This window comes from Romboutsia sp. Marseille-P6047 (assembly GCF_900604535.1).
Lineage (GTDB): Bacteria > Bacillota > Clostridia > Peptostreptococcales > Peptostreptococcaceae > Romboutsia_E.
In genome coordinates this window covers 25,958-47,318 of sequence record NZ_UWOT01000014.1, presented here as the reverse complement: position 1 = coordinate 47,318, position 21,361 = coordinate 25,958, and the positions used below count along the sequence as shown (strand labels likewise).

General features: G+C 27.3%; 21 protein-coding genes and 1 riboswitch. Of the genes, 20 read left to right on the top strand and 1 reads right to left on the bottom strand.

Translation table 11 applies throughout. The features are described from left to right. Positions 1–178: 178 nt before the first annotated feature. The 7 genes from EIH23_RS12940 to EIH23_RS12910 all read left to right on the top strand — a co-directional run bounded on the left by EIH23_RS12940 (position 179) and on the right by EIH23_RS12910 (position 7,472). Complete coding sequence (locus EIH23_RS12940; RefSeq protein ID WP_122640779.1) at positions 179–976, top strand: polysaccharide deacetylase family protein; 798 nt, start codon at positions 179–181, stop codon at positions 974–976. Positions 977–1,001: 25 nt separating this feature from the next. Beyond that, positions 1,002–1,934, top strand: a complete 933-nt coding sequence (locus EIH23_RS12935; protein ID WP_122640778.1) for a peptidylprolyl isomerase — start codon at positions 1,002–1,004, stop codon at positions 1,932–1,934. Positions 1,935–2,039: 105 nt separating this feature from the next. Then, positions 2,040–3,449 carry an MATE family efflux transporter gene (locus tag EIH23_RS12930; RefSeq protein WP_122640777.1) on the top strand — a complete coding sequence of 470 codons (1,410 nt, stop codon included), beginning with the start codon at positions 2,040–2,042 and terminating at the stop codon, positions 3,447–3,449. 30 nt (positions 3,450–3,479) lie between these two features. Beyond that, positions 3,480–3,725: a (2Fe-2S) ferredoxin domain-containing protein gene (locus tag EIH23_RS12925; RefSeq protein WP_122640776.1), complete on the top strand. Its 246-nt coding sequence runs from the start codon at positions 3,480–3,482 to the stop codon at positions 3,723–3,725. Positions 3,726–3,740: 15 nt separating this feature from the next. Continuing rightward, positions 3,741–5,453, top strand: coding sequence for a [Fe-Fe] hydrogenase large subunit C-terminal domain-containing protein (locus tag EIH23_RS12920; RefSeq protein WP_122640775.1), 1,713 nt, complete (start codon positions 3,741–3,743; stop codon positions 5,451–5,453). Then, a complete protein-coding gene (locus EIH23_RS12915; RefSeq protein WP_122640774.1) occupies positions 5,453–6,613 on the top strand; it encodes a SpoIIE family protein phosphatase in 1,161 nt (386 codons plus the stop codon). The genes EIH23_RS12920 and EIH23_RS12915 overlap by 1 nt, the downstream gene beginning before the upstream one ends. 283 nt (positions 6,614–6,896) lie before the next feature. Further along, entirely contained in the window at positions 6,897–7,472 is a 576-nt protein-coding gene (locus tag EIH23_RS12910) for an HDIG domain-containing metalloprotein (RefSeq protein ID WP_122640773.1), read from the top strand. Positions 7,473–7,489: 17 nt separating this feature from the next. On the opposite strand, the gene EIH23_RS12905 is transcribed toward EIH23_RS12910, so the two are convergent. After that, entirely contained in the window at positions 7,490–8,050 is a 561-nt protein-coding gene (locus EIH23_RS12905; protein ID WP_122640771.1) for an NUDIX hydrolase, read from the bottom strand. 142 nt (positions 8,051–8,192) lie between these two features. On the opposite strand from EIH23_RS12905, the gene EIH23_RS12900 reads away from it, so the two are divergent. The 13 genes from EIH23_RS12900 (at position 8,193) to EIH23_RS17020 (ending at position 21,352) form a co-directional block, all read left to right on the top strand. Then, positions 8,193–9,368, top strand: coding sequence for a cation diffusion facilitator family transporter (locus EIH23_RS12900; RefSeq protein WP_122640770.1), 1,176 nt, complete (start codon positions 8,193–8,195; stop codon positions 9,366–9,368). 129 nt (positions 9,369–9,497) lie between these two features. Continuing rightward, positions 9,498–10,634 (top strand): NAD/NADP octopine/nopaline dehydrogenase family protein, encoded by a 1,137-nt coding sequence (locus EIH23_RS12895; RefSeq protein WP_122640768.1) that lies wholly within the window; start codon positions 9,498–9,500, stop codon positions 10,632–10,634. Between the two features lie 125 nt (positions 10,635–10,759). Continuing rightward, a complete protein-coding gene (locus tag EIH23_RS12890; protein WP_122640767.1) occupies positions 10,760–11,068 on the top strand; it encodes a YhdT family protein in 309 nt (102 codons plus the stop codon). After that, positions 11,068–12,570 carry a sodium/pantothenate symporter gene (gene panF, locus EIH23_RS12885; protein WP_122640765.1) on the top strand — a complete coding sequence of 501 codons (1,503 nt, stop codon included), beginning with the start codon at positions 11,068–11,070 and terminating at the stop codon, positions 12,568–12,570. Before EIH23_RS12890 ends, panF begins: the two co-directional genes overlap by 1 nt. A 145-nt stretch (positions 12,571–12,715) precedes the next feature. Then, on the top strand, positions 12,716–13,087 hold the full coding sequence (locus tag EIH23_RS12880; RefSeq protein ID WP_122640763.1) for a DUF6483 family protein: 372 nt from the start codon (positions 12,716–12,718) through the stop codon (positions 13,085–13,087). Between the two features lie 47 nt (positions 13,088–13,134). After that, entirely contained in the window at positions 13,135–13,920 is a 786-nt protein-coding gene (locus EIH23_RS12875; RefSeq protein WP_122640761.1) for a PhzF family phenazine biosynthesis protein, read from the top strand. Positions 13,921–14,104: 184 nt separating this feature from the next. Beyond that, positions 14,105–15,088, top strand: a complete 984-nt coding sequence (locus EIH23_RS12870) for a TDT family transporter (protein WP_330566293.1) — start codon at positions 14,105–14,107, stop codon at positions 15,086–15,088. Positions 15,089–15,137: 49 nt separating this feature from the next. Next, positions 15,138–17,228, top strand: coding sequence for a molybdopterin oxidoreductase family protein (locus EIH23_RS12865; RefSeq protein WP_122640759.1), 2,091 nt, complete (start codon positions 15,138–15,140; stop codon positions 17,226–17,228). 12 nt (positions 17,229–17,240) lie between these two features. Next, positions 17,241–17,648, top strand: coding sequence for a 4Fe-4S dicluster domain-containing protein (locus EIH23_RS12860; RefSeq protein ID WP_122640757.1), 408 nt, complete (start codon positions 17,241–17,243; stop codon positions 17,646–17,648). A 4-nt stretch (positions 17,649–17,652) separates the two neighbouring features. Further along, positions 17,653–18,879, top strand: a complete 1,227-nt coding sequence (locus EIH23_RS12855) for an NAD(P)/FAD-dependent oxidoreductase (RefSeq protein ID WP_122640756.1) — start codon at positions 17,653–17,655, stop codon at positions 18,877–18,879. 41 nt (positions 18,880–18,920) lie between these two features. Continuing rightward, a complete protein-coding gene (gene mobB / locus EIH23_RS12850) occupies positions 18,921–19,427 on the top strand; it encodes a molybdopterin-guanine dinucleotide biosynthesis protein B (RefSeq protein ID WP_122640754.1) in 507 nt (168 codons plus the stop codon). After that, positions 19,428–19,562: riboswitch (molybdenum cofactor riboswitch) on the top strand. Positions 19,563–19,723: 161 nt separating this feature from the next. Beyond that, a complete protein-coding gene (locus EIH23_RS12845; RefSeq protein ID WP_122640753.1) occupies positions 19,724–20,926 on the top strand; it encodes a molybdopterin molybdotransferase MoeA in 1,203 nt (400 codons plus the stop codon). A 36-nt stretch (positions 20,927–20,962) separates the two neighbouring features. Beyond that, entirely contained in the window at positions 20,963–21,352 is a 390-nt protein-coding gene (locus EIH23_RS17020; RefSeq protein ID WP_330566292.1) for a radical SAM protein, read from the top strand. Positions 21,353–21,361: the final 9 nt, after the last annotated feature.

Genomic DNA, 21,361 nt, shown 5'->3' with positions numbered 1-21,361 from the left:
ATAAATGTAAAAAAATTAAAGAATATACAATATTTAAAAATAACAAAAATTCAATATCGTTTATAAAAGATAAAATTTTACTAATAATATATATAAATAAAAAATCAATTAAAGTTTTTGTTTATCAAAATGCCTAAGTTTAGACAATCTAGGTATTTAAGGAAGGGGAGGCGATGCGATGAGCAAAAACAAAAAATACAAATACAGTTTTTTTGTTATACTTTGTATATCACTTTTTGGAGCCGGATTAATGGTTGGATTTAGTTATGCCAATAATAATCCGCTAATAAGAGATGATAAACTATATAATACAACAATAACTAATATAATTTACAAATCTACAAATGAAATCAATAAAGGACCATCAAAGAGTGTTGGTAAAGTAGCATATATAACAATAGACGATGGACCTTCTAAATATACAAATGAAATCCTAAATGTATTAAATAAGTATAATGCTAGAGCTACCTTTTTCATGATAGATTCTAATATGAAATCATATCCAAATGAAGTTAAAGCTATTATTGAAAATGGAAATACACCAGGATTTCATAGTGTATCTCATGATATTCATAAGTTATATAAAACTAGTAAGTCAGCAAAAGAAGAGTTTGATATAAATAAACAAACTTTACTAGATTTAGTTGGAGTTGAGTCTAATATAGTTAGGCTACCATATGGTAGTAAACCATATACACCATATGAATGTTATGAAAGTTTAGTAGAAGCTGGATATAAGATGTGGGATTGGGATATCGATACAGAAGATTGGAAGGTTAATTCTGAAAAAGTTTTAGAAAATGTAAAAACATATTCTAGGGGAAAAGATAATATAGTGATACTTATGCATGAAAGAAAGCAAACTGCAAACTCATTAGATTCAATATTAAGTTATTTAAGTAATGAAGGTTATATATTTGTACCAATAGAAGAAGATGAAACGCCACAAAACTATTGGTTAAGAAATTTAAAATAAAAGACTAAAAATGGAGCGCATAACTATGAATAAAGTATTATATATTGGATTAATAAGTTTAGCATGTTTGCAAATTAGTGGTTGTAGCAATAATATAGCTACTGTAAATGGAGTGAAAATAAGTAAAGATGAATATGAAAAAACAAAAAACATTATAGAAGCAACAAGTAACTATATAAATTATAATTACAATTATAATGAAGATAATGATCTAAAAAATGTAATAGTAGGTTTTATGGTAGATAATGAAGTTGTATATCAACAAGCAAAGTTAAATGGATTTGAACCCACAAAACAAGAAGTAGAAATAAAATATAAGGAATTAGAAAAAGCAATTGCATCTAATCCATCGTATAAAAAGGCAATTGAAAGTACTAATATAGATGAAGAATATTTGTATAATATAGTAAAAAAAGATATAGCAATAGAAAAATATAAACAAAAATACAAAAGCAATTTAGAAGTAAGAGATGATGAAATTAAAGACTATTATTTTAAGCATAAAAATAAATTTTTTATAGAAGAAGTTAATGCATCTCAAATTTTAATTTCTACTTTAGATGAAAATAATATTGAAGTAAGTAGTGACAAAAAAGTTAGATTAAAAGAAAAAGCAGAAAATATCTCTCAAATGATTAAAGAAAAACAAAGCTTTGAAGAATTAGCAAAAAAATATTCTGATGATAGACTAACTGGTAAAAATGGTGGAAATCTTGGATACTTTACTAAAGATGATAAAAATATTGAATTTACAAGTGTAGTATTTAGTTTAGATAAAAGTGAAGTATCAGAAGTATTTGAAACTTCATATGGATATCACATAGTTAAAATAAATGATATAAGAAATACTATGAAAAAATATGATGACTGTAAGGATGAAATAAGGGAAATTATATTAAATGAAAAATATATGAATCATATAGAAGAATTAAATAAAAAGTCAAAAATAAAATCATAAATATTGTAAAAAGGAATGAGTTAAATAAAATTTATATCATTCCTTTTTTCTATAAATAAAATGATATAATTATAAGAGAGCTATAAAGAATTATTAGGAGGAAATATGAAAGATAGAACAGATTTAACTAGTGGCAGTATAAGTGATAAACTAATTAAACTAGCATTACCCATTATGGGAACATCTTTTATACAAATGGCATATAATCTAACAGATATGATGTGGGTTGGTAAAATTGGAAGTAAAGCAGTAGCAGCAGTTGGAACTGCAGGATTTTATCCTTGGTTAGCTATGGCTTTTATAATTATATCTAGAGTTGGTGGAGAAGTAAAGGTTTCCCAAAGTATAGGAGAAAATAACTTTAAAAATACAATATCGTATATAAAATCTGCAATAGAAATAAATATTATATTAGCAATTTTATATTCATTAACAATAATTATGTTTAATAAATTTTTTGTAGATATTTTTCAATTAGGAGATAATCAAGTTATATTAATGTCTAGAGAATATCTAATAATAGTAGCATGTGGATTTGTATTTTATTTTATTAACCCAGTATTTACTGCAATTTTCAATGGACTTGGAAATAGTAAAACACCATTTAGAATAAATACTATAGGATTAATAGCAAATATAATATTAGATCCAATATTAATATTTGGACTGTTAGGTTTTCCAAGTCTTGGGGTAATAGGAGCAGCTATAGCAACAGTAGCATCTCAAGTTATAGTTACTATAACATTTTTATTGAAAATAATAATAAGTAAAAATGAGTATTTTAGAATTAAGTTATTCAGAAGAATAGAATTAAATTACTACAAAGAACTATTTAAGCTTGGATTACCAGTAGCAATACAAAATGGTATGTTTACATTATTCTCAATGGCAATTGGAATTATAGTTGCATCATTTGGTCCTGTAGCCATAGCGGTTCAGAAAGTAGGATCTCAAATTGAATCTATCTCTTGGATGAGTACGGATGGGTTAGCAGTTGCCTTATCTAGCTTTGTAGGGCAAAACTATGGAGCTAAAAATTACGATAGAGTTACTAAAGGATGTAAAATAGGTATAATTACTTCAATAATATTGGGTATTATAACTACACTGGTATTAGTATTTTTAGGAGAAAAAATATTTTCTTTATTTATAAATGAAAGTGATGCTATATCAAAAGGAGGAATGTATTTAAAAATTTTAGGATACTCTCAGTTATTTATGTGTTTAGAAATAATAATAAGTGGAGCGCTGAAGGGTATAGGAAGAACTTACATACCATCTATAATAATTACAATTTTTACAGGAGCTAGAATCCCAATGGCATATTTTTTATCTAAGCCTGAAATTTTAGGGATTGATGGAATATGGTGGAGTATAAGTTTAAGTAGTATATTTAAGGGGATTTTATTATTAAGTATATTTGAATTTTTACTAAAAAGTAATAAACTTTATTCAAAAATAAATAATAATTTTAGTTTTAGAGAAGAAGTTGCATCATCTTCAGACAAAAAATAAATACTATTTTGATAGTTGAGGGGATAGTTTATGAAAAATATAAAAATATGCATAGGAAGTTCGTGTCATTTAAAGGGTTCAGATGAGGTTATAAAAAAGTTTCAAGAATTAATAAATGAATTTAAATTAGAAGATAATATAGAGTTATATGGTTCATTTTGTTTAGATAGATGCACTAATGGTGTATCTGTTATGAGATGGGATGGAGAAATTTTATCTGTTTCAAGAGATAATGTAAGGGAAATTTTTGAAAAAGAGATAATACCATATATATAAAAGAAGGGGGATAACATGTGGTATACAAATTTTAATAAAAATCACTGTAGAAGCTGTTACGCATGTGTAAGAGTATGTCCTGTAAATGCAATTAAAGTAAAAAATGGGCAAGCGCAAATTATGGAAGAGAGATGTATAGTGTGTGGCGAATGTTCTAAAGTATGTCCACAAAAAAATAAACTTATAAAATCAGAATTATCTAAAGTAAAGCAATATATAAAAAGCGATAGTAAGGTAGTAGCTTCAGTAGCTCCAAGTTTTTCATCAATATTTGGAAATGATAGTAAAAAGATACCTAAATTATTAAGAAGACTAGGTTTTGACTATATAGAAGAAACTGTTGTATCAATTGATCCAATTATAGAAAAATATAAAATATATGCCAATAAAGATGATAAAAATAACTATATAACTAGCTTTTGTCCAGCAATGAATAATCTTATTCAAAAGCACTATCCACTTATTAAAGAAAATTTAATACCTGTAATTTCACCATTTATATATCATGGAAGAATACTGAAAAAGAAATATGGTGAAGATGCTAAAGTGGTTTTTATAGGTCCATGTTTAGCAAAGAAAGCAGAAGCTTATTATGAAAATTCTGTTGATGCTGTAATTACATTTGGAGAGTTAAAAAAATGGATTAAATCAAGTAATGTAAAATTGGAAAGTTTAAGTGAAGAAGATTTTGATGAAACGTATAAAGAAAAATTACTAGTATCTATAGTTGGAGAAACTAGTAATTTTATAAAGGATAACTATACTAAAAAGGAAATAATAGCAGTAGATGGAATAGAAGATAGCATTAAAATTCTAGATGCAATCCAAGACAAAAGATTTACAAATACATTATTTGAGCTAAATGTATGTAGACATGGGTGTTTAGGGGGGTCAGGCATGCCTACAGATGGAGTTACATACTATGAAAGAAAAATAAATTTAATTAATTATGCAAAATCAATTAAAGAAAAAAATTATGATTATAGCAAACCATCAACAGAAATATTGGAATATAAAATAAATTTAGATAAAGAATTTGAAAATCTAAGCTGTCCACTTAAAGAGCCAAATGAAAGTGAAATAATGCAAATATTAAACTCTATGGGGAAGAATAAAAAAAGTGATGAATTAAATTGTGGTGTATGTGGTTATTCCACATGTAGAGAAAAAGCAGTTGCTGTTTATAACAAAATAGCAGAAGTTGATATGTGCCTACCATTTATGAGACAAAAGGCTGAAAATCTATCGGATGTAATTTTTGACTCAACTCCAAATCTAATAGGATTAATAGATGAAAACTTAGATATAATACAGTTCAACCCAGCTGCAGAAAAATTTTTCTCAATACAAAGAGGTTTTAGTAAAGGAATGCCAATTATAATGTATTTAGATGAAGATACATTTAAAAATGTAAAAGACAAAAAGACTAATATTATAAGAGAAAAAATTACTTTAGAAAATAACAGAACTCTTATTCAAACAATAATATGGTTAGAAGAAAATAATGTAATAATATGGATTGCAGATGATATAACAAAAGATGAAAATATCGAAAAAAAGCTTCAAAAAATGAAAGTAGATTCTATAAATATGGCTCAAGAAGTTATAAATAAGCAAATGATGGTAGCGCAGGAAATAGCAAGCTTACTAGGTGAAACTACAGCTGAAACAAAGGTAACTTTAACGAAACTAAAAAAGCTTATATTAGAAAAGGAAGGAATTAATTAATGAGGTTTTTTATAGACTTTGCATCAGGGAGCTTAAATAAATATAAAGAAGAGTTATGCGGAGATAGAGTAGAATTTTATAATGGTGATGATAAATTTATAGCTGTTATGTCAGATGGTTTAGGTAGTGGAGTAAAAGCCAATATTTTAGCAACCTTAACTGCTAAAATAGCTTTAACTATGTTAAAAGAAGGTTTAGATATAGAAGAGGTTGTAGATACTATTATAAATACTTTACCAATATGCAAAGTAAGACAAGTATCTTATTCCACATTTACTATTATTAGTGTAGATACAAATGGAATAGCATATATTGCAGAGTTTGATAATCCAAGTGTATTTTTTTTAAGAAATGGAGATACCAGACCTATAAATTGGAATGAAAAAATAATTGATAACCGTAAAATAAGAGAATGTAAATTTGAGTTAAAAGAAAATGATCTTTTAGTAGTAGTAAGTGATGGTGCTATTTATGCTGGTGTAGGTGAAATCTTAAATTTAGGATGGGGATGGAAAGATATAGCAGTTTATCTAAGAAGATTCACTAATAGTGGAATGAGTGCTAAGAAGGTAAATAACAATTTATTAGGGGCATGTAATCAATTATATATGGAAAAGCCAGGTGATGATACAACTGTAATGACTATAAAAGCAGTTTCTTCAAATAAAGCTGTATTATTTTCAGGTCCTCCAATAGATAAAAATAAAGATAGAGAAATAGTACAAGAAATTATGGCTACCCACGGAAAAAGAATAGTATGTGGAGGAACTGCAGGTAATATAGTTGCTAGAGAGTTAGGTGTTCAAGTAAAAACAAGTTTTAGATTTATAGACAAAGATGTACCACCAATTGGCTACATAGATAGAATTGATTTAGTTACAGAGGGCGTTCTTACATTAAGAAAAGCTATAGAAAAATTAAATAAAATAAAATCATCCAACGAGTTAAGTTTTATTTATAAAGAAGATGGGGCATCACAGTTAGCTAGAATACTATATGAAGATTGTACTCATATTAAAATGATTATAGGAAGAGCAATAAATCCAGCACATCAAAACCCCGATTTTCCAAATGAATTAAGCATTAAATTATACCTATTAAATGAACTTAAAAATATTTTAATAGAATTGGGAAAAATAGTAGAGGTTGAATACTATTGACATGTACTAGTATTGTACTGATTTTGCCATAAAAATGACACAATTAATATATATAATGTAATTAGAAACAGAATCAAACCCTTAACCTAATTTTAAATGAAATAAATAACCCTTAACTTATTTAAAAAGCCTTAGAATTCCTCCAAAATTCTAAGGCTAATTTTTTTATAATTTTAAATTATTATTGAAATTATAATTAAAGAATCCTACAATTACATCTAAGTTGAATACAACACAACATATATGTAAATAATTAAGTAACATATAAAAAGGAGGTAAACTCATGGGTAAATTTCCAAATAGAGAAGAATCATTAAAATTACTTAATGAATATAACAAAGAAGATCATTTAATAAAGCATGCCCTTAGTGTAGAAGGAGTTATGAAGTACTTTGCAAGACTATATGGTGAAGATGAAGAAAAATGGGGTGTAGTTGGACTACTTCATGACTTAGATTATGAGATGTATCCTAATGAACATTGTAAAAAAGTTGTAGATATAATGGAAGATAAAGGATTAGATCAAGAATTAATTAGGGCAGTAGTTAGTCATGGATATGGATTAGTATGTGATGTAAAGCCTAAAAGCAATATGGAAAAAGTATTATATACTATAGATGAACTAACAGGACTTATAAGTGCGACAGCTATAATGAGACCATCTAAAAGTATTATGGATTTAGAGTTAAAATCGGTTAAAAAGAAATTTAAATCTAAGGGATTTGCTGAAGGTGTAAATAGAGAAGTTATAAAAAATGGAGCAGAAATGCTTGGTATGAGCTTAGATGATGTAATAAATAATTCCATACTTGGAATGCGTGAAGTAGCAGAGGATATTGGATTAAAAGGTGAATTATAGAAAATTAAGGGAATACTTTAAAGTAATCCCTTAATTTTTTTGTTAAATTTTTTATAAACTTCGATCATATAAGGTTCAGTTGAATACTTATCAACTTCATTTATTGGAATCCACATAACACCTTTAGTTTCATCTTCATTGATTATAAGTTCTTCATCTTCATCAGCTTCTAGTAAATACGCAACTGATAAATGTAAATGGGATGATATGTAATTACCCTTTTTCACATGACCATCTACAGTAAGTACATCTAATGATAAAATATCTTCAATAATAGGAATTACATTTTTTAGGCCAGTTTCTTCTTTAGCTTCTTTAATCGCAACCTTAAGCAAGTCACTATCTCCATCAGCATGTCCACCAGTCCAAGACCAAGAGTTATAGATTTTATGAAATATTATAAGTGTTTTATCTCTATTTTTATTAACTATATATCCAGAACTAGTTATATGAGCTACCGTATTTTCTCTAGTTAAAATATCAGAAAAATTATTTAAACAACTTAAAATAAGTTCTTTATCACGTGATTCTTGTTCATTATAAGGTTTATAATTTTGAATACTTTTTATATAATCCATATTCTACTCCTTTTAAAATAAGTTGATATATTTATATTACCATAGATTATAAAGATATGTATAATTAAGTATAGAATAAATATTAGTATAAAAATAATACTATAAATAGTTATATAATTATTAAAGTTTAAGGAGAAATACTATGTTTTCAAACTTTTTAGTAAAAAAACTTATATCTAATAGCGAAGATATAGAAAATGAGGTTGTAAGAAATAAGTACGTATATTTTGCAGGTCTTATTGGGGTAATTTCTAATTTGATATTAACCATTATAAAATTAGGGGTAGGATTTATAACCAATAGTGTATCGATTACTGCAGATGGATTTAACAATTTATCAGATATGGCATCTTCAATAATAACTATAATTGGAGTGAAATTAGCAAATAGACCACCTGATAAAGAGCATCCATTTGGTCATGGAAGAATGGAGTATTTATCAGCTCTTGTGGTTGCATTTATGGTAATGATTGTAGGATTTCAATTTGTAAAGTCATCAATAGAAAGGATAATAAATCCAGTAGAAATAACATTTGAATTTATACCATTTATATTACTTTTATTATCTGTTTTAATTAAAATATGGTTAAGTATATTTAATAAAACTATAGGTAATAAAATAAACTCAAATGCATTAAAAGCAACTTCACTTGATGCACTTGGAGATGTATTTACATCAAGCTGTGTATTAATATCTTTTGTAGCAGCTAGATTTACATCTATACCAATAGATGGTTATGTAGGATTAATAGTATCAGCTGCCATTCTTTATGCTGGTTTCTCTTTAGTAAAAGATACAGTTAGTCCTCTTCTTGGAGAAGCCCCAGATGAAAATATGGTCAAATCTATTACTGAAGGGGTATTATCCTATGAAAATATAATTGGAGTACATGATTTAATAATACATAATTATGGAGTTGGAAAATGTATGGCATCTATTCATGCAGAAATTCCATCAAATTTAGATATAGTTACAATTCACAATATTATTGATAGAGCAGAGCGTGAGATTTCAGAGAAGTTAAATATATACTTAGTAATTCATATGGATCCGATGTGTATACATTGTGATAAGGTTAAAAAAGAGAAAGATATGGTTGAAAAAATAATTAGTAAATATGATTATATAAAATCTATGCATGATTTTAGAATTACTGAGGGTGAAGAAGAAATAAACTTAATTTTTGATATAGTAGTTGATGCAAGTTATTTAAAGGATAAAGAAAATGAAGATAAAATAAAAAATAATATAACCGAAGAAATAATAAATTTAAATCCGAAATATAACTGTATAATCACTATAGACAAAGAATTTTAAACTAAAATGATTATATATTGAAAATATTACAAAGATTACAATTTGAAAATAAAGGTACCATTTTATGGATTTATCATGTATAATGTAAAAATATTTAAAAATTCATCAAAGGAAAGGTGTTGAAATGATATGAATATATGTATAATTGGAGCGGGAAACATAGGAACGTACCTTGCAGCTTATATATCAATGAAGGAAGATTGTAAGGTATGGATACATACTTCAAAACCACACTTATTTAAGGATGAACTAATTCTAATTGAGGAAGAAAAGAACTTAAGTCACAATGTAAAGTTACACTGCGTTACTTCAAGTTTAGAAGAAGCAGTTAAAGATGCGGATTATATTTTAATAACGCATCCATCATTCTTAATTGAAAAAACAATTAATGAAATAAGTAATTTTGTAAAACCAAATGCTGTTGTAGGGATTATACCGGGATTTGGAGGAAAAGAGTATTTTGCTAAAAAATTAATAGAAAAAGGTGCTATATTCTTTGGAACGCAAAGAGTACCATCAATAATAAGATTAGAAAAATATGGAGAATGTGTTGTACTTAAAGAAAAAAATCCATTTATGAAAATCGGAGCAATACCAAGTAAATATACAGAAAAAATATGTGAAGATATGACCAAGTTAATAGACATTACATGTAAGCCAGTAAGCAATTATTTAGCTATAACATTATCTCCATCAAATCCAATAATGCATCCATCAAGATTGTATGAATTATTTAAAGATTATAAACATGGAGAAACTGTATACAAAAGAAGTCCTCTATTCTATGAAGAATGGGGAGATGAAGCATCTAAAACATTATTAGAATTAGATGAAGAGCTATATACTATATTTGAATCATTAAATGAAAATAATAACTTTAATTCAAAATGTATTGAGCAAATAAAAACTAGATTTGAAACAGAAGACCCAAGCGTTTTAAGCCATAAAATAAATACAGCACCAGGTTTTCAAGGCATAGGTTCACCAATAGTTAAGTGTATAGATGGATTTATTCCAGATTTAAGTTCTCGATACTTTATAGAAGATGTTGAGTTTGGATTATGTATTATAAAGGCATTTGCAGAGCTTTGTGAGTTAGATACTCCTAAGTTAGATGAGATTATAAGATGGTCAGAATACTTATTAAATAAAGAGTATTTAGTAGGAACTCAATTAAAAGGTAGAGATTCTAAGGAATTATTAATTCCTCAAAACAAAGGTATTAAAACGAAAAAAGAATTAATAGAGTTTTATACAAGTTTATAAATTCAAATAATAAAAGGGATGTCTTATATATATAAGATATCCCTTTTATTATTTGAATGAATTAATTTTTTTATGGGAATTTTATATTTAAGTATATTAGTTTAAATACAAAAAGGAGAGCTTAAATGAAAGAAGATAAAATAATAGAAGATCCTAGATTCAAACAATGTAATAGAGAAGCAATAATGGGTTTATTACTTGGATTATTAAATTTAATATGGTGGTTTGCATGGGGATATGGATTAGGGTCTAAGCCTGTAAGTGAATATACATATATATTAGGATTTCCAACCTGGTTTTTTATGAGTTGTATAATAGGAGGAATATTATTTTCAATATTGACTGTAGTTATGATAAATAAATTATTTAAAAATATGTCATTAGAAGGGCTTACAAAAGAAGAATTTGAAAAATATAAAAAGGAGTTTGATTAATGAATGATATTAATTATGGAGTTTTAATTCCAATATTAATTTACTTTTTAGTAGTTTTTGCTGTAGGATTTTACTCCATGAGATATGTAAATGCAGCTAGAAATTCACAAAGTGAAAATGGATTTATGGATGAATATATGACTGGTAATAGAGGGCTTGGTGGATTTGTTTTAGCAATGACCTTAGTTACTACTTATCTTAGTGCAGGGAGCTTTATAGGAGGACCTGGAACAGCTTATACACAAGGATTAGGATGGGTGTTTTTAGCCATGGCTCAAATGCCGACTGGATATTTTACGCTAGCAGTTTTAGGTAAGAAGTTTGCTATAATAGCAAGAAGAATAAATGCAGTAACAATTACAGATTTTTTAAGAGCTAGGTATAAATCAGATATAGTCGTGGTAATTACATCATTATCAATAGTAGCATTTTTTGTAGCAGCTATGGCAGCACAATGGGTAGGTGCTTCAAGACTATTACAAGGAGCAGTTGGACTTGATTACAATGTAGCCTTAGCAGCTTTTGGAATAACAGTAATAGTACATACTGTAATAGGTGGATTTAGAGCAGTTACTGTTTCAGATACTGTTCAAGGAATAATAATGACAATTGCAACAATAACTATATTTGTAGGGACAGTAATTGCTGGTGGTGGAATTGAAAATATAATTTCTAATATGGAACTAATAAATGAAGGTATGATAACTCCATTTGGTATAAGTGAGGGGCATATGACAATACTTTGGGTTACATCATTTTGGATCTTAGTTGGATTTGCAGTTGTTGGAATACCATCAGTATCTCAAAGAGCTATGAGTTATAAAGATACTAAAAGTTTACATCAAGGTATAAAATATGGAACTATAGTTTCTATGATATTACTTTTAGGAATGCATTTAGTGGGAGCTTTTGGAGTTACTTTAATAAGTGGAATAGAATCAGGTGACCTGGTAATTCCGACTCTTACAACAAAGCTGTTCCCATCAATAATTGCAGGTATACTTCTAGCAGGACCGCTTGCTTCTATAATGTCAACGGTTGACTCACAATTACTAGTTGCATCTGGAACGATAGTAAATGACCTATATATAAATTACATTAATCCAAAATTAAAAAATAATTCTAAAAAAACTGGTATGATTAGTATAATTGCTACAGCTATTATTGGAGTAGCTATATACTTAGTTGTTTTTAATCCACCAGATTTAATTGTTTGGCTTAATTTATACGCTAATGCAGGAATAATATCTACTTTCTTATGGCCTATTATATTAGGTTTATACTGGAAGGGAGCAAATTCTTATGGTGCTATTGCATCTATTGTTTCTGGAATAGGTACATATGTATTATTTAGCAAAATTTGGCCAAGACCCTTTGGTTTACATACGATTGTACTTCCACTATTTATATCATTAATGCTATTTGTGTTAGTATCAAGTATAACTAAAAAAACAGATAAAGAAATTATTGAAACTTTTTGGGGAGTATATTATAAAAAATAATATAAATTTAAGAATATTAAAAAGTTAAAGTAAAATAATTTAGGTTATTACTATTTATATTATTTTAATAAATTAATATATTTAATTATACTAAATAGAAAATAAAAGATATACTTTTAGTAGGGCACAATAAGGAGGGAAAGTTATGGGATATAAACAAGACTGGTTACTTAATCAAATAGAAGATTTAGTTAGATTTGTAGCTAAAATAATATTTAACAAAGATACAATTACTTATGAAATAGAAAATGATAGTAATTTAACAGAGTGTGATCTTTTATATAAAAAAATAAAGTCATTATTACAAGAAGATAAAATATGTGAAAGCGAAGATTTAATTTTCAAAAATCTAGATAAAGATAATAATGATTACTTAAAATTAGCAATTGATTTCTATAGTACTATTAATAAATATGATGATAAAAAATTAGAAGTATATAATTTTTCAAGAGAAGAAATAATAGATGGATTGAAAGATGTTTTAAATATTTATAATATACCAACCATAGTAATATAATAAAGTATGTTATAAAGTCGCTAAAGCGTATAGAAGGGGGAAATATTATGAAGTACTATATTGTAGATGCTTTTACAGAAAAAACTTTTGGTGGGAATCCAGCAGGTGTATGTATACTAGATAACTCAATTGAACATAGTATAATGCAAAAAATTGCATCTGAAAATAATTTATCAGAAACAGCTTTTGTCACAAAAAATAAAAACTGTGAAGATTGTTATGATTTAAAATGGTTCACACCAAAAGCTGAGATAGATTTATGTGGACATGCAACGCTTGCATCAGCATTTGTAATATTTAACTATATAGATAAAAATATTGATAAAATAAAATTTTCAACATTAAGTGGGGTATTAGAAGTTACTAAGGACAAAGAATCTTATACAATGAATTTTCCAAATAGGATGCCTAAAAAAGTAAATATAAGTAATGACATAATAGAAGCAATTGGAAAGGCACCATTAGAAGCATACTTATCAAGGGATTTAATTCTTATTTACAATAAAGAAGATGATATTAAATCATTAAATCCCGATTTTTCAAAATTAGAGTTATTAACAGATGGTATAGGTATAGTTGTTACATCAATTGGAAAAAATGAAGATTTTATATCACGTTGCTTTTTTCCAAAATTAGAAGTGAATGAAGATCTTGTAACTGGTTCATCTCACAGTAGTTTGATACCTCTTTGGTCTGCAAAATTAAAAAAGAATAAGATGATTACAAAACAATTATCAGATAGAGAAGGTATTTTAGTTTGTGAAGTAGACGGAGATAGAGTCAAAATAAGTGGAAAAGCAAGATTATACTTAAAGGGTGAAATTTATATATAAATAATATAAAAAAGAGCAAATTTAAAGTTAAATTTGCTCTTTTTTGTATACATGAAAAATATGTGACATATATCACAGAAATAAATATGAATATATTATAATATTATATTGTATAAAAATTAACAATAAACGACATGAATATTTGTTAAAAAAATAACTTGAAAAGTAATGAGGGGGATATTCTATGGAGAATGTTACATTAAAGGAAATAAATGGAATTATGGAGAAAACTTCATTTATTGAGAAAGTTAGGAATATGCCAATTGCGGTTATGCCAACATTTGTAGGAGCATTAACTCTTTCAAATATATATTTACCGCTTGGATATAATGGAATAAGGCATATAACTGCATTGGCAGCAACAATAACTTTAATAGCATATATAATAAAAATAATATGTTGTTTTGACACAGTAAAAAAAGAATACTCTAATACAGTTCCAGCAAGTTTATATGCAGGAATAACAATGGTTATTATGATTTTAGGAAGTTATGTTTTTACTTTTAACTCAATATTAGGAAAATGTTTGTGGTTTGTAGGTCTTATAATTCATGCTATACATATAGTTATATTTACTTATAGGAATGTTATAAAAGGATTTAATATGAATACTTTTTTACCGAGCTGGTTTGTCACTTACAATGGAATAATGGTATCAACAGTAGTTGGTGGAGTCATGAATGAGCCGGAAATATGCAAAATAGTAGTGTATTATGGAATAACTGTTTTATGTATAATAATGCCATTTATGATTTATAGATTAGTAAAATATGATGTAAAAGATCCGATGTATCATACTCAAGCGATAATATTAGCACCATCAAGTCTTTGCTTGGTAAGTTATTTTAACTTTATACAAAATCCAAACTCAGCAATAGTTTATGGATTATACATTGTAGTTTTATTATCATTAGTATTTGTTTTATACAAAATGCCAAAATTCTTTAGTTTTAAGTTTAATCCTGGATTTGCAGGACTTACTTTCCCAATGGCTATAGGAATTGTAGCATCCGTAAAAATGAGTGGTTTTTTAGAAGCTAATGGATATACTACTTTATCAATAATTGTAAAAGAATTATCAGGTGTTCAAATTTATATAACAACGGCAATAATATCATTTGTTTTATTTAATTTTATGAAAATGTTAGTGAATAGTTATAAAAAATAAGTAAACTAAAAATAATTGTTAAAACTTAACCGAATAGGAGAATAAATATATGAAGAAAATTCAATCTACTTGTAACTTATGTGCATTAGCTTGTAACATAGATTTTTATGTTGAAGGTGAAAAAATAATAAAAGTAAGTCCAACAAAGCATTATCCTGTTAATAAAGGTTTTTGCTGTATAAAAGGATTAAATTTAGATAAACAACAAACTAAAGTTAAAAAAAGCATATATCCTCTTTTAAAAGATGAAAATGGAAATATAAAAGAAATATCTTGGGAAGAAGGATTTAAAGTATTTGTAAAGAAAATGACTGATATTCAAGAAAAGTACGGGAAAGAAAGTGTAGCTTATATAAGCACAGGTCAGATGACAACAGAAGACATGGCTATACTTGGCCATGTAGGTAGAAATTATATGAAGATAAATGGTGATGGAAATACGAGATTATGTATGGCAACATCAGTTGTAGCTCACAAGCAAACCTTTGGATTTGATGCACCTCCATATACTTTAAAAGATGCTGAGCTTTCAGATACATTAATATTTATAGGAGCAAATCCAGTAATAGCTCATCCAGTATTCTGGGGGCGTATAATGGAACATAATAAAGACGCAAATATAATAGTCATAGATCCAAGAAAGTCGGAAACTGCTATGATGGCTAATGAATGGATAGATATAAATCCTAAAGGGGATTTAAGTCTTTTATATACCGTTGCCAATGTATTAATAGAAAATGAATGGATAAATAAAAATTATATAGAAGATAACACTGAAGGCTTCGAAGAATTTAAGGAACATGTAAGTAAATTTACTTTAGATACTGTTTATGAAAAAACTGGTATATCTAAAGAGAGAGTATATAATTTAGCTAAAACAATATATGAAGGAAAAAGAGTTTCGTTATGGTGGACTATGGGAGTTAACCAAAGCTATGAGGGGGTAAGAACAGCTCAAGCAATAATAAACATAGCTTTAATGACCGGAAATATGGGCAAACCAGGCACAGGAGCAAATTCATTAACAGGACAATGTAATGCCATGGGATCAAGAGCATTTAGCAATACTTCAGGATTATATGGCGGAGGAGATTTTGATAATCCAATCAGAAGAAAAGCAGTATCAGAGGCTTTAGAGGTAGATGAAAGTATACTTGCTACAAAACCAACTATTCCATACAATGCAATAATAGAAAAAGCTATAGCTGGAGAAATAAAAGGGTTATGGATACTATGTACTAATCCAAGACATTCTTGGGCAAATAATGACGAATTTAGAAAGGCGGCACAGAATCTTGAATTCCTAGTTGTTCAAGACATATATTCAGATACACATACAGCACAGTTGGCTGATTTATTTTTACCATCAGTGCCTGCAATTAAAAAAGAAGGAGTACTAATAAATACGGAACGAAGATTATCTAAAGTTAATCCAGTTTTACAAAAAGAAGAAGGCGAGCTAAGTGATTATGAAATAATATACAACATAGGTAAACATTTAGGAATGGGAAGCTTACTAGATAATTGGAAAACTCCAAGAGATGCCTTTGAATTATTAAAAAAATGTTCAAAGGGAATGCCTTGTGATATAACAGGTGTTACTTATGAATTACTAGAAGGTCCAAATAAAGAAGGCTCAAAAGGAGTTCAATGGCCATTTAAAGAAGGGGACATTATAAGTGAGGATGAAAGAAGACTCTATGAAGATTGTAAATATTATACACCTTCTAAAAAAGCTAAGTTCCACTTTGAAGATGTAAGAGAAAATCCTATGAAAACAAATGAAGAGTATCCATATATTTTTAACTCAGGAAGAGGAACAGTAGGACAATGGCATACAAATGTAAGAACTAGAGAGATTGATGAAAGTATAAAAATATACTCTGAAAAATCTTATATGTTTATGAATCCAGAATTAGCTAAAGAGTTAAATATAAGCGAAAATGAAAGAGTAAAGGTGAAGTCAATGAATGGAGTTTGTAGTGAATTTGATGTAAAAATAAGTGATACAGTAAAAAAAGATCACTTATATGCACCAATACACTATATAGAAACAAATGCACTTACACCATCTATTTACGATCCATATTCAAAAGAACCATCATTTAAAACAGTACCAGTAAAAATAATGAAAAAGTAAGAGGTAGTAAATATGAAGAGAATAAAAATTGATAGATCTAAATGTGTTGGATGTTTAACTTGTACTACAGCCTGTATCGTATCGCATAATTCTGAAGAAAGTAGAAGTAGAATAACAATAGATTCTAATGGGATATATGCTCCAATTTTCTGTAGACACTGTGATAAACCAGAATGTGTATATACTTGTATGACAGGTGCTATGAGTAAAGATAATGAAGCTGGTCTTGTAAAATATGATAAAGATAAATGTGCTAGTTGCTATATGTGTATAATGGCCTGTCCATATGGTGTATTAAAAGCAGAGAGTACGCTTCACAAAGAGATCATGAAATGTGATGGATGTAAAAGTACAGAAAAAGGTACACCTCAGTGTGTAGAGAAATGCCTTATGAGAGCTATTACATTAGAGGAGGTATAATATTATGAGATTTATAGTTATAGGTGCTTCAGCATCAGGAATTAGTGCAGCAAAAACATTAAGAGAGTTTGATAAAAACTGTGAAATAACATTAATATCAAAGGATGAGTATGTTTATTCAAGATGTATACTACATCATTATATATCTGAACATAGAGATATAGAACAACTTAATTTTACAGATGAAAAATTCTTTGAAAATTATAATATAAACTGGATAAAAGGTGTAGAAGTAAAGAAAGTTATTGATACTGAAAATAAAGTAGTTTTATCTAATAATAAAGTAATTGATTATGATAATTTAATAATAGCTAGTGGAGCATCATCTTTTATACCACCAATAGAAAATTTAAGAGAAGCTAATAATGTTGTAGGACTTAGAAACTTAGATGATGCTATACTTATAAAAGAAAAGGCAAGTAAGGTACAAAGTGTAGTAGTTTTAGGAGCTGGTCTTGTAGGTATAGACGCATTGAGTGGACTACTTCATTATAATATTGAATTAACATTAGTTGAAATGGGTAATAAGATACTTCCCCTTCAATTAGATAACTATACATCAAAAGTATATGAAGATAAATTTAAGGCAAACAATGTACGTATAAAATTAGGAGTAAAAGCTGAAAAGTTACTTATTGATAAAAATAACAATCCAAAAGCATTACTTTTAAATACTGGTGAAAAAATACCATGCGAATTAGTAGTAGTAGCTACAGGGGTAAGGTCTAATTTAACTTTTTTAGAAAATAGCAATGTAGAGTGTGATAGATTTGGATTAATAATAGATACTTTTGGTAAAACCTCTGTAGATAATATATATGGTGCAGGAGATGTTACTGGAAGAAATCCAATATGGCCAACAGCAGTAAAAGAAGGCATAATAGCAGCTAAGAATGCTTTAGGTATAAGTGCGGAGATGACTGACTTTTTTGGAAGTAAAAATACAATGAATTTTTTAGGAATACCGACATTATCATTAGGTATGGTAGAAGTAGAAGATAAAAGTTATAATATAGAGATACAACAATGTGATGGTAATTATAAAAAGATAATTCACAAGAATGGAAAAATATATGGAGCTATAATTCAAGGTGATTTATCTTACGCTGGAGTTTTAACTCAGCTGATAAAAGAAAATATAGATATATCAAGAGTTAAGAAAAATATATTTGATATAGATTATGCAGATTTCTTTAACCTAGAAAAAAACTTAGAATTTAGTTACAATTAATATTTTTATAGTTATACGGGTATGATTTTAGGAGGTAAGAAGTGGCAAAAGTAATTAATATAGTAGGCAGCTGCTCTAATGTTGGAAAAACCTTTGTAATGGAAGGCATTATAAAAGAACTTAAAGCTAGAAATTATAAAATAGCCACAATAAAACATGATGTACATGGATTTGATATAGATCATGAAGGAAAAGATACATATAAACATAGACAAGCGGGAGCAGATACTGTTATAATATCTTCAAAAAATAGATATGCAAAAATAAAAGAATTAAAAGAAGAAATGAATTTAAATGAAATTATAAAAGATATACATAGTGAAAATGATATTATATTAGTTGAAGGTTATAAGAGGAGTTCACTTAGAAAAATAGAAATTTATAGAGATAAAATAAGTAAATCTATAATTTCACCGAAGGAAAAATTAGTAGCTATAGCTAGTGATATACCATTTAATTATGGGGATATAGCTGTAATAAACAAAAGCAACTTTAAAGAGCTAGCTGACTTAATAGAAAAAGAAGAAGATTATAAAATTGAAAATTAATTGATTATATTTTCTTGAGCATAGTAACCTAAAGATAATACTATGGACGCTATGCCTGAATTAATTTAATTCACAGGGTAATTTTTGAAAAGAAATTATCTCCACATTTTGGGAAGGAAAATAAGCATCAAATTATTATAAATGCTGTATTAATTTGAATGATAAGGCTTATTACTTGTACAAAAAAGTAATAAGTTTTTATTTTTTAGGGGGATTTTCACTTGAAGAAAGCGAATTTTTACATATAATTAAATATTTTGATATATAAATTAAAATTATGTGAAAAGAGGATAAAAATGAAATCATTTATAAGTTTAGAAGAAAGTTTAGAAATACTCAATTCTAATATTGAAAAGTGTGAAAAAGAAAAAGTATTCATACTTGATGGCATAGGTAACATAATTGCAGAAGATATTTACTCAAAAATCAATAATCCACCTTTTGATAAATCAGCTATGGATGGATATGCTATAAATATTAAAAATATTAATGAAAACTCTAGATATAAGGTAATAGGGGAAGTTTTTGCAGGAGATGTATTTAAAGGTGAAGTAAGAGAACATGAAGCTGTGAAAATTATGACTGGAGCACCAATACCTAAGGGATGCAATGGTGTAATAAAAAAGGAAGATGTATTAAGTGAAAATGAATATATAACACTCCTAAAAGATATAGAAAAAGATGCAAATATATGTTTTAAGGGAGAAGATATAAAGGAAAATCAAATTTTGATAAGATGTGGAAAGAAGTTAGAGTATTCAGATATAGGAATACTTTCAAGTTCTGGTATAAAAGAAATTACAGTTTATAAAAAACCTAAAATAGCTTTTTTGACCACAGGAAATGAAGTATTTGATATAGATAAAGAATTAGAAGAAGGAAAGATATATAATAGCAACAAGTATAGCATATTAGCAAGGATTTTAGAATTAGGTTTTAATTGTGAGTATATAGAGCACTCTGACGATAATGCTTATGATATAGGAAGTAGAATAAAAGAGTTATCTAACAAAGTAGATTTAATAATAACAACAGGGGGAGCTTCTGTAGGAGATAAAGATTTATTAAAAGAGGCTATTGATATGATAAATGGCGAAAAGTTATTTTGGAAAATAACGATAAAGCCAGGTTCAGCCGTATTAGCTAGTAAATTTAATCAAACACCTATAATAAGTTTATCTGGAAATCCAACAGCAGCTTTAACAACTTTTGAACTTTTAGTTAAACCCATATTAGAAAAGCTTAGTGGAAAAGATGAAATATCTATAAATAGAGAAAAAGCTGTACTTAGTGATTATTATAATAAATGTAGTAAACAAAGACGATTTTTAAGAGGTAAAGTATTTCATATAGATGAAAAGCAATATGTATCTATAACTCAAGTTAAAAGTGGAAATGGTATTTTATCATCTACTTTGGATTCAAATTGCTTAATTGAGATAGAAAAGGGAAATATAGGGTTAAAAAAAGGAGAAATAGCAACGATTATTAAGTTATAGGAGGAGTGTTATGTTATATAAATAACACTAAAGACGATGATAGACCAATTTGGAAGAAATATAGATTACTTAAGAATATCAGTTACAGATAATTGTAATTTAAGATGTATTTATTGCATAGATGAAAATAATATTTCTTTTTTAAAAGAAGATAAAAAGCTTACCCATGATGAAATATATAAAGTAGCTAAAGAATGTTCAAATCTAGGAATTAGAAAAATTAGGATAACAGGAGGAGAACCTTTAGTAAGAAAAGATATAAATGACTTATTATATAAATTAAATAGTATAGATGGAATAGATGAAATATATATAACAACTAATGGAGTATTATTAGGTGAAAAAATAGAAGAATTATATAAAAATGGACTTAAAGGTGTTAATATAAGTTTAGATTCATTAAAAGAAGATAGATTTGAAAATTAACTAAATTTA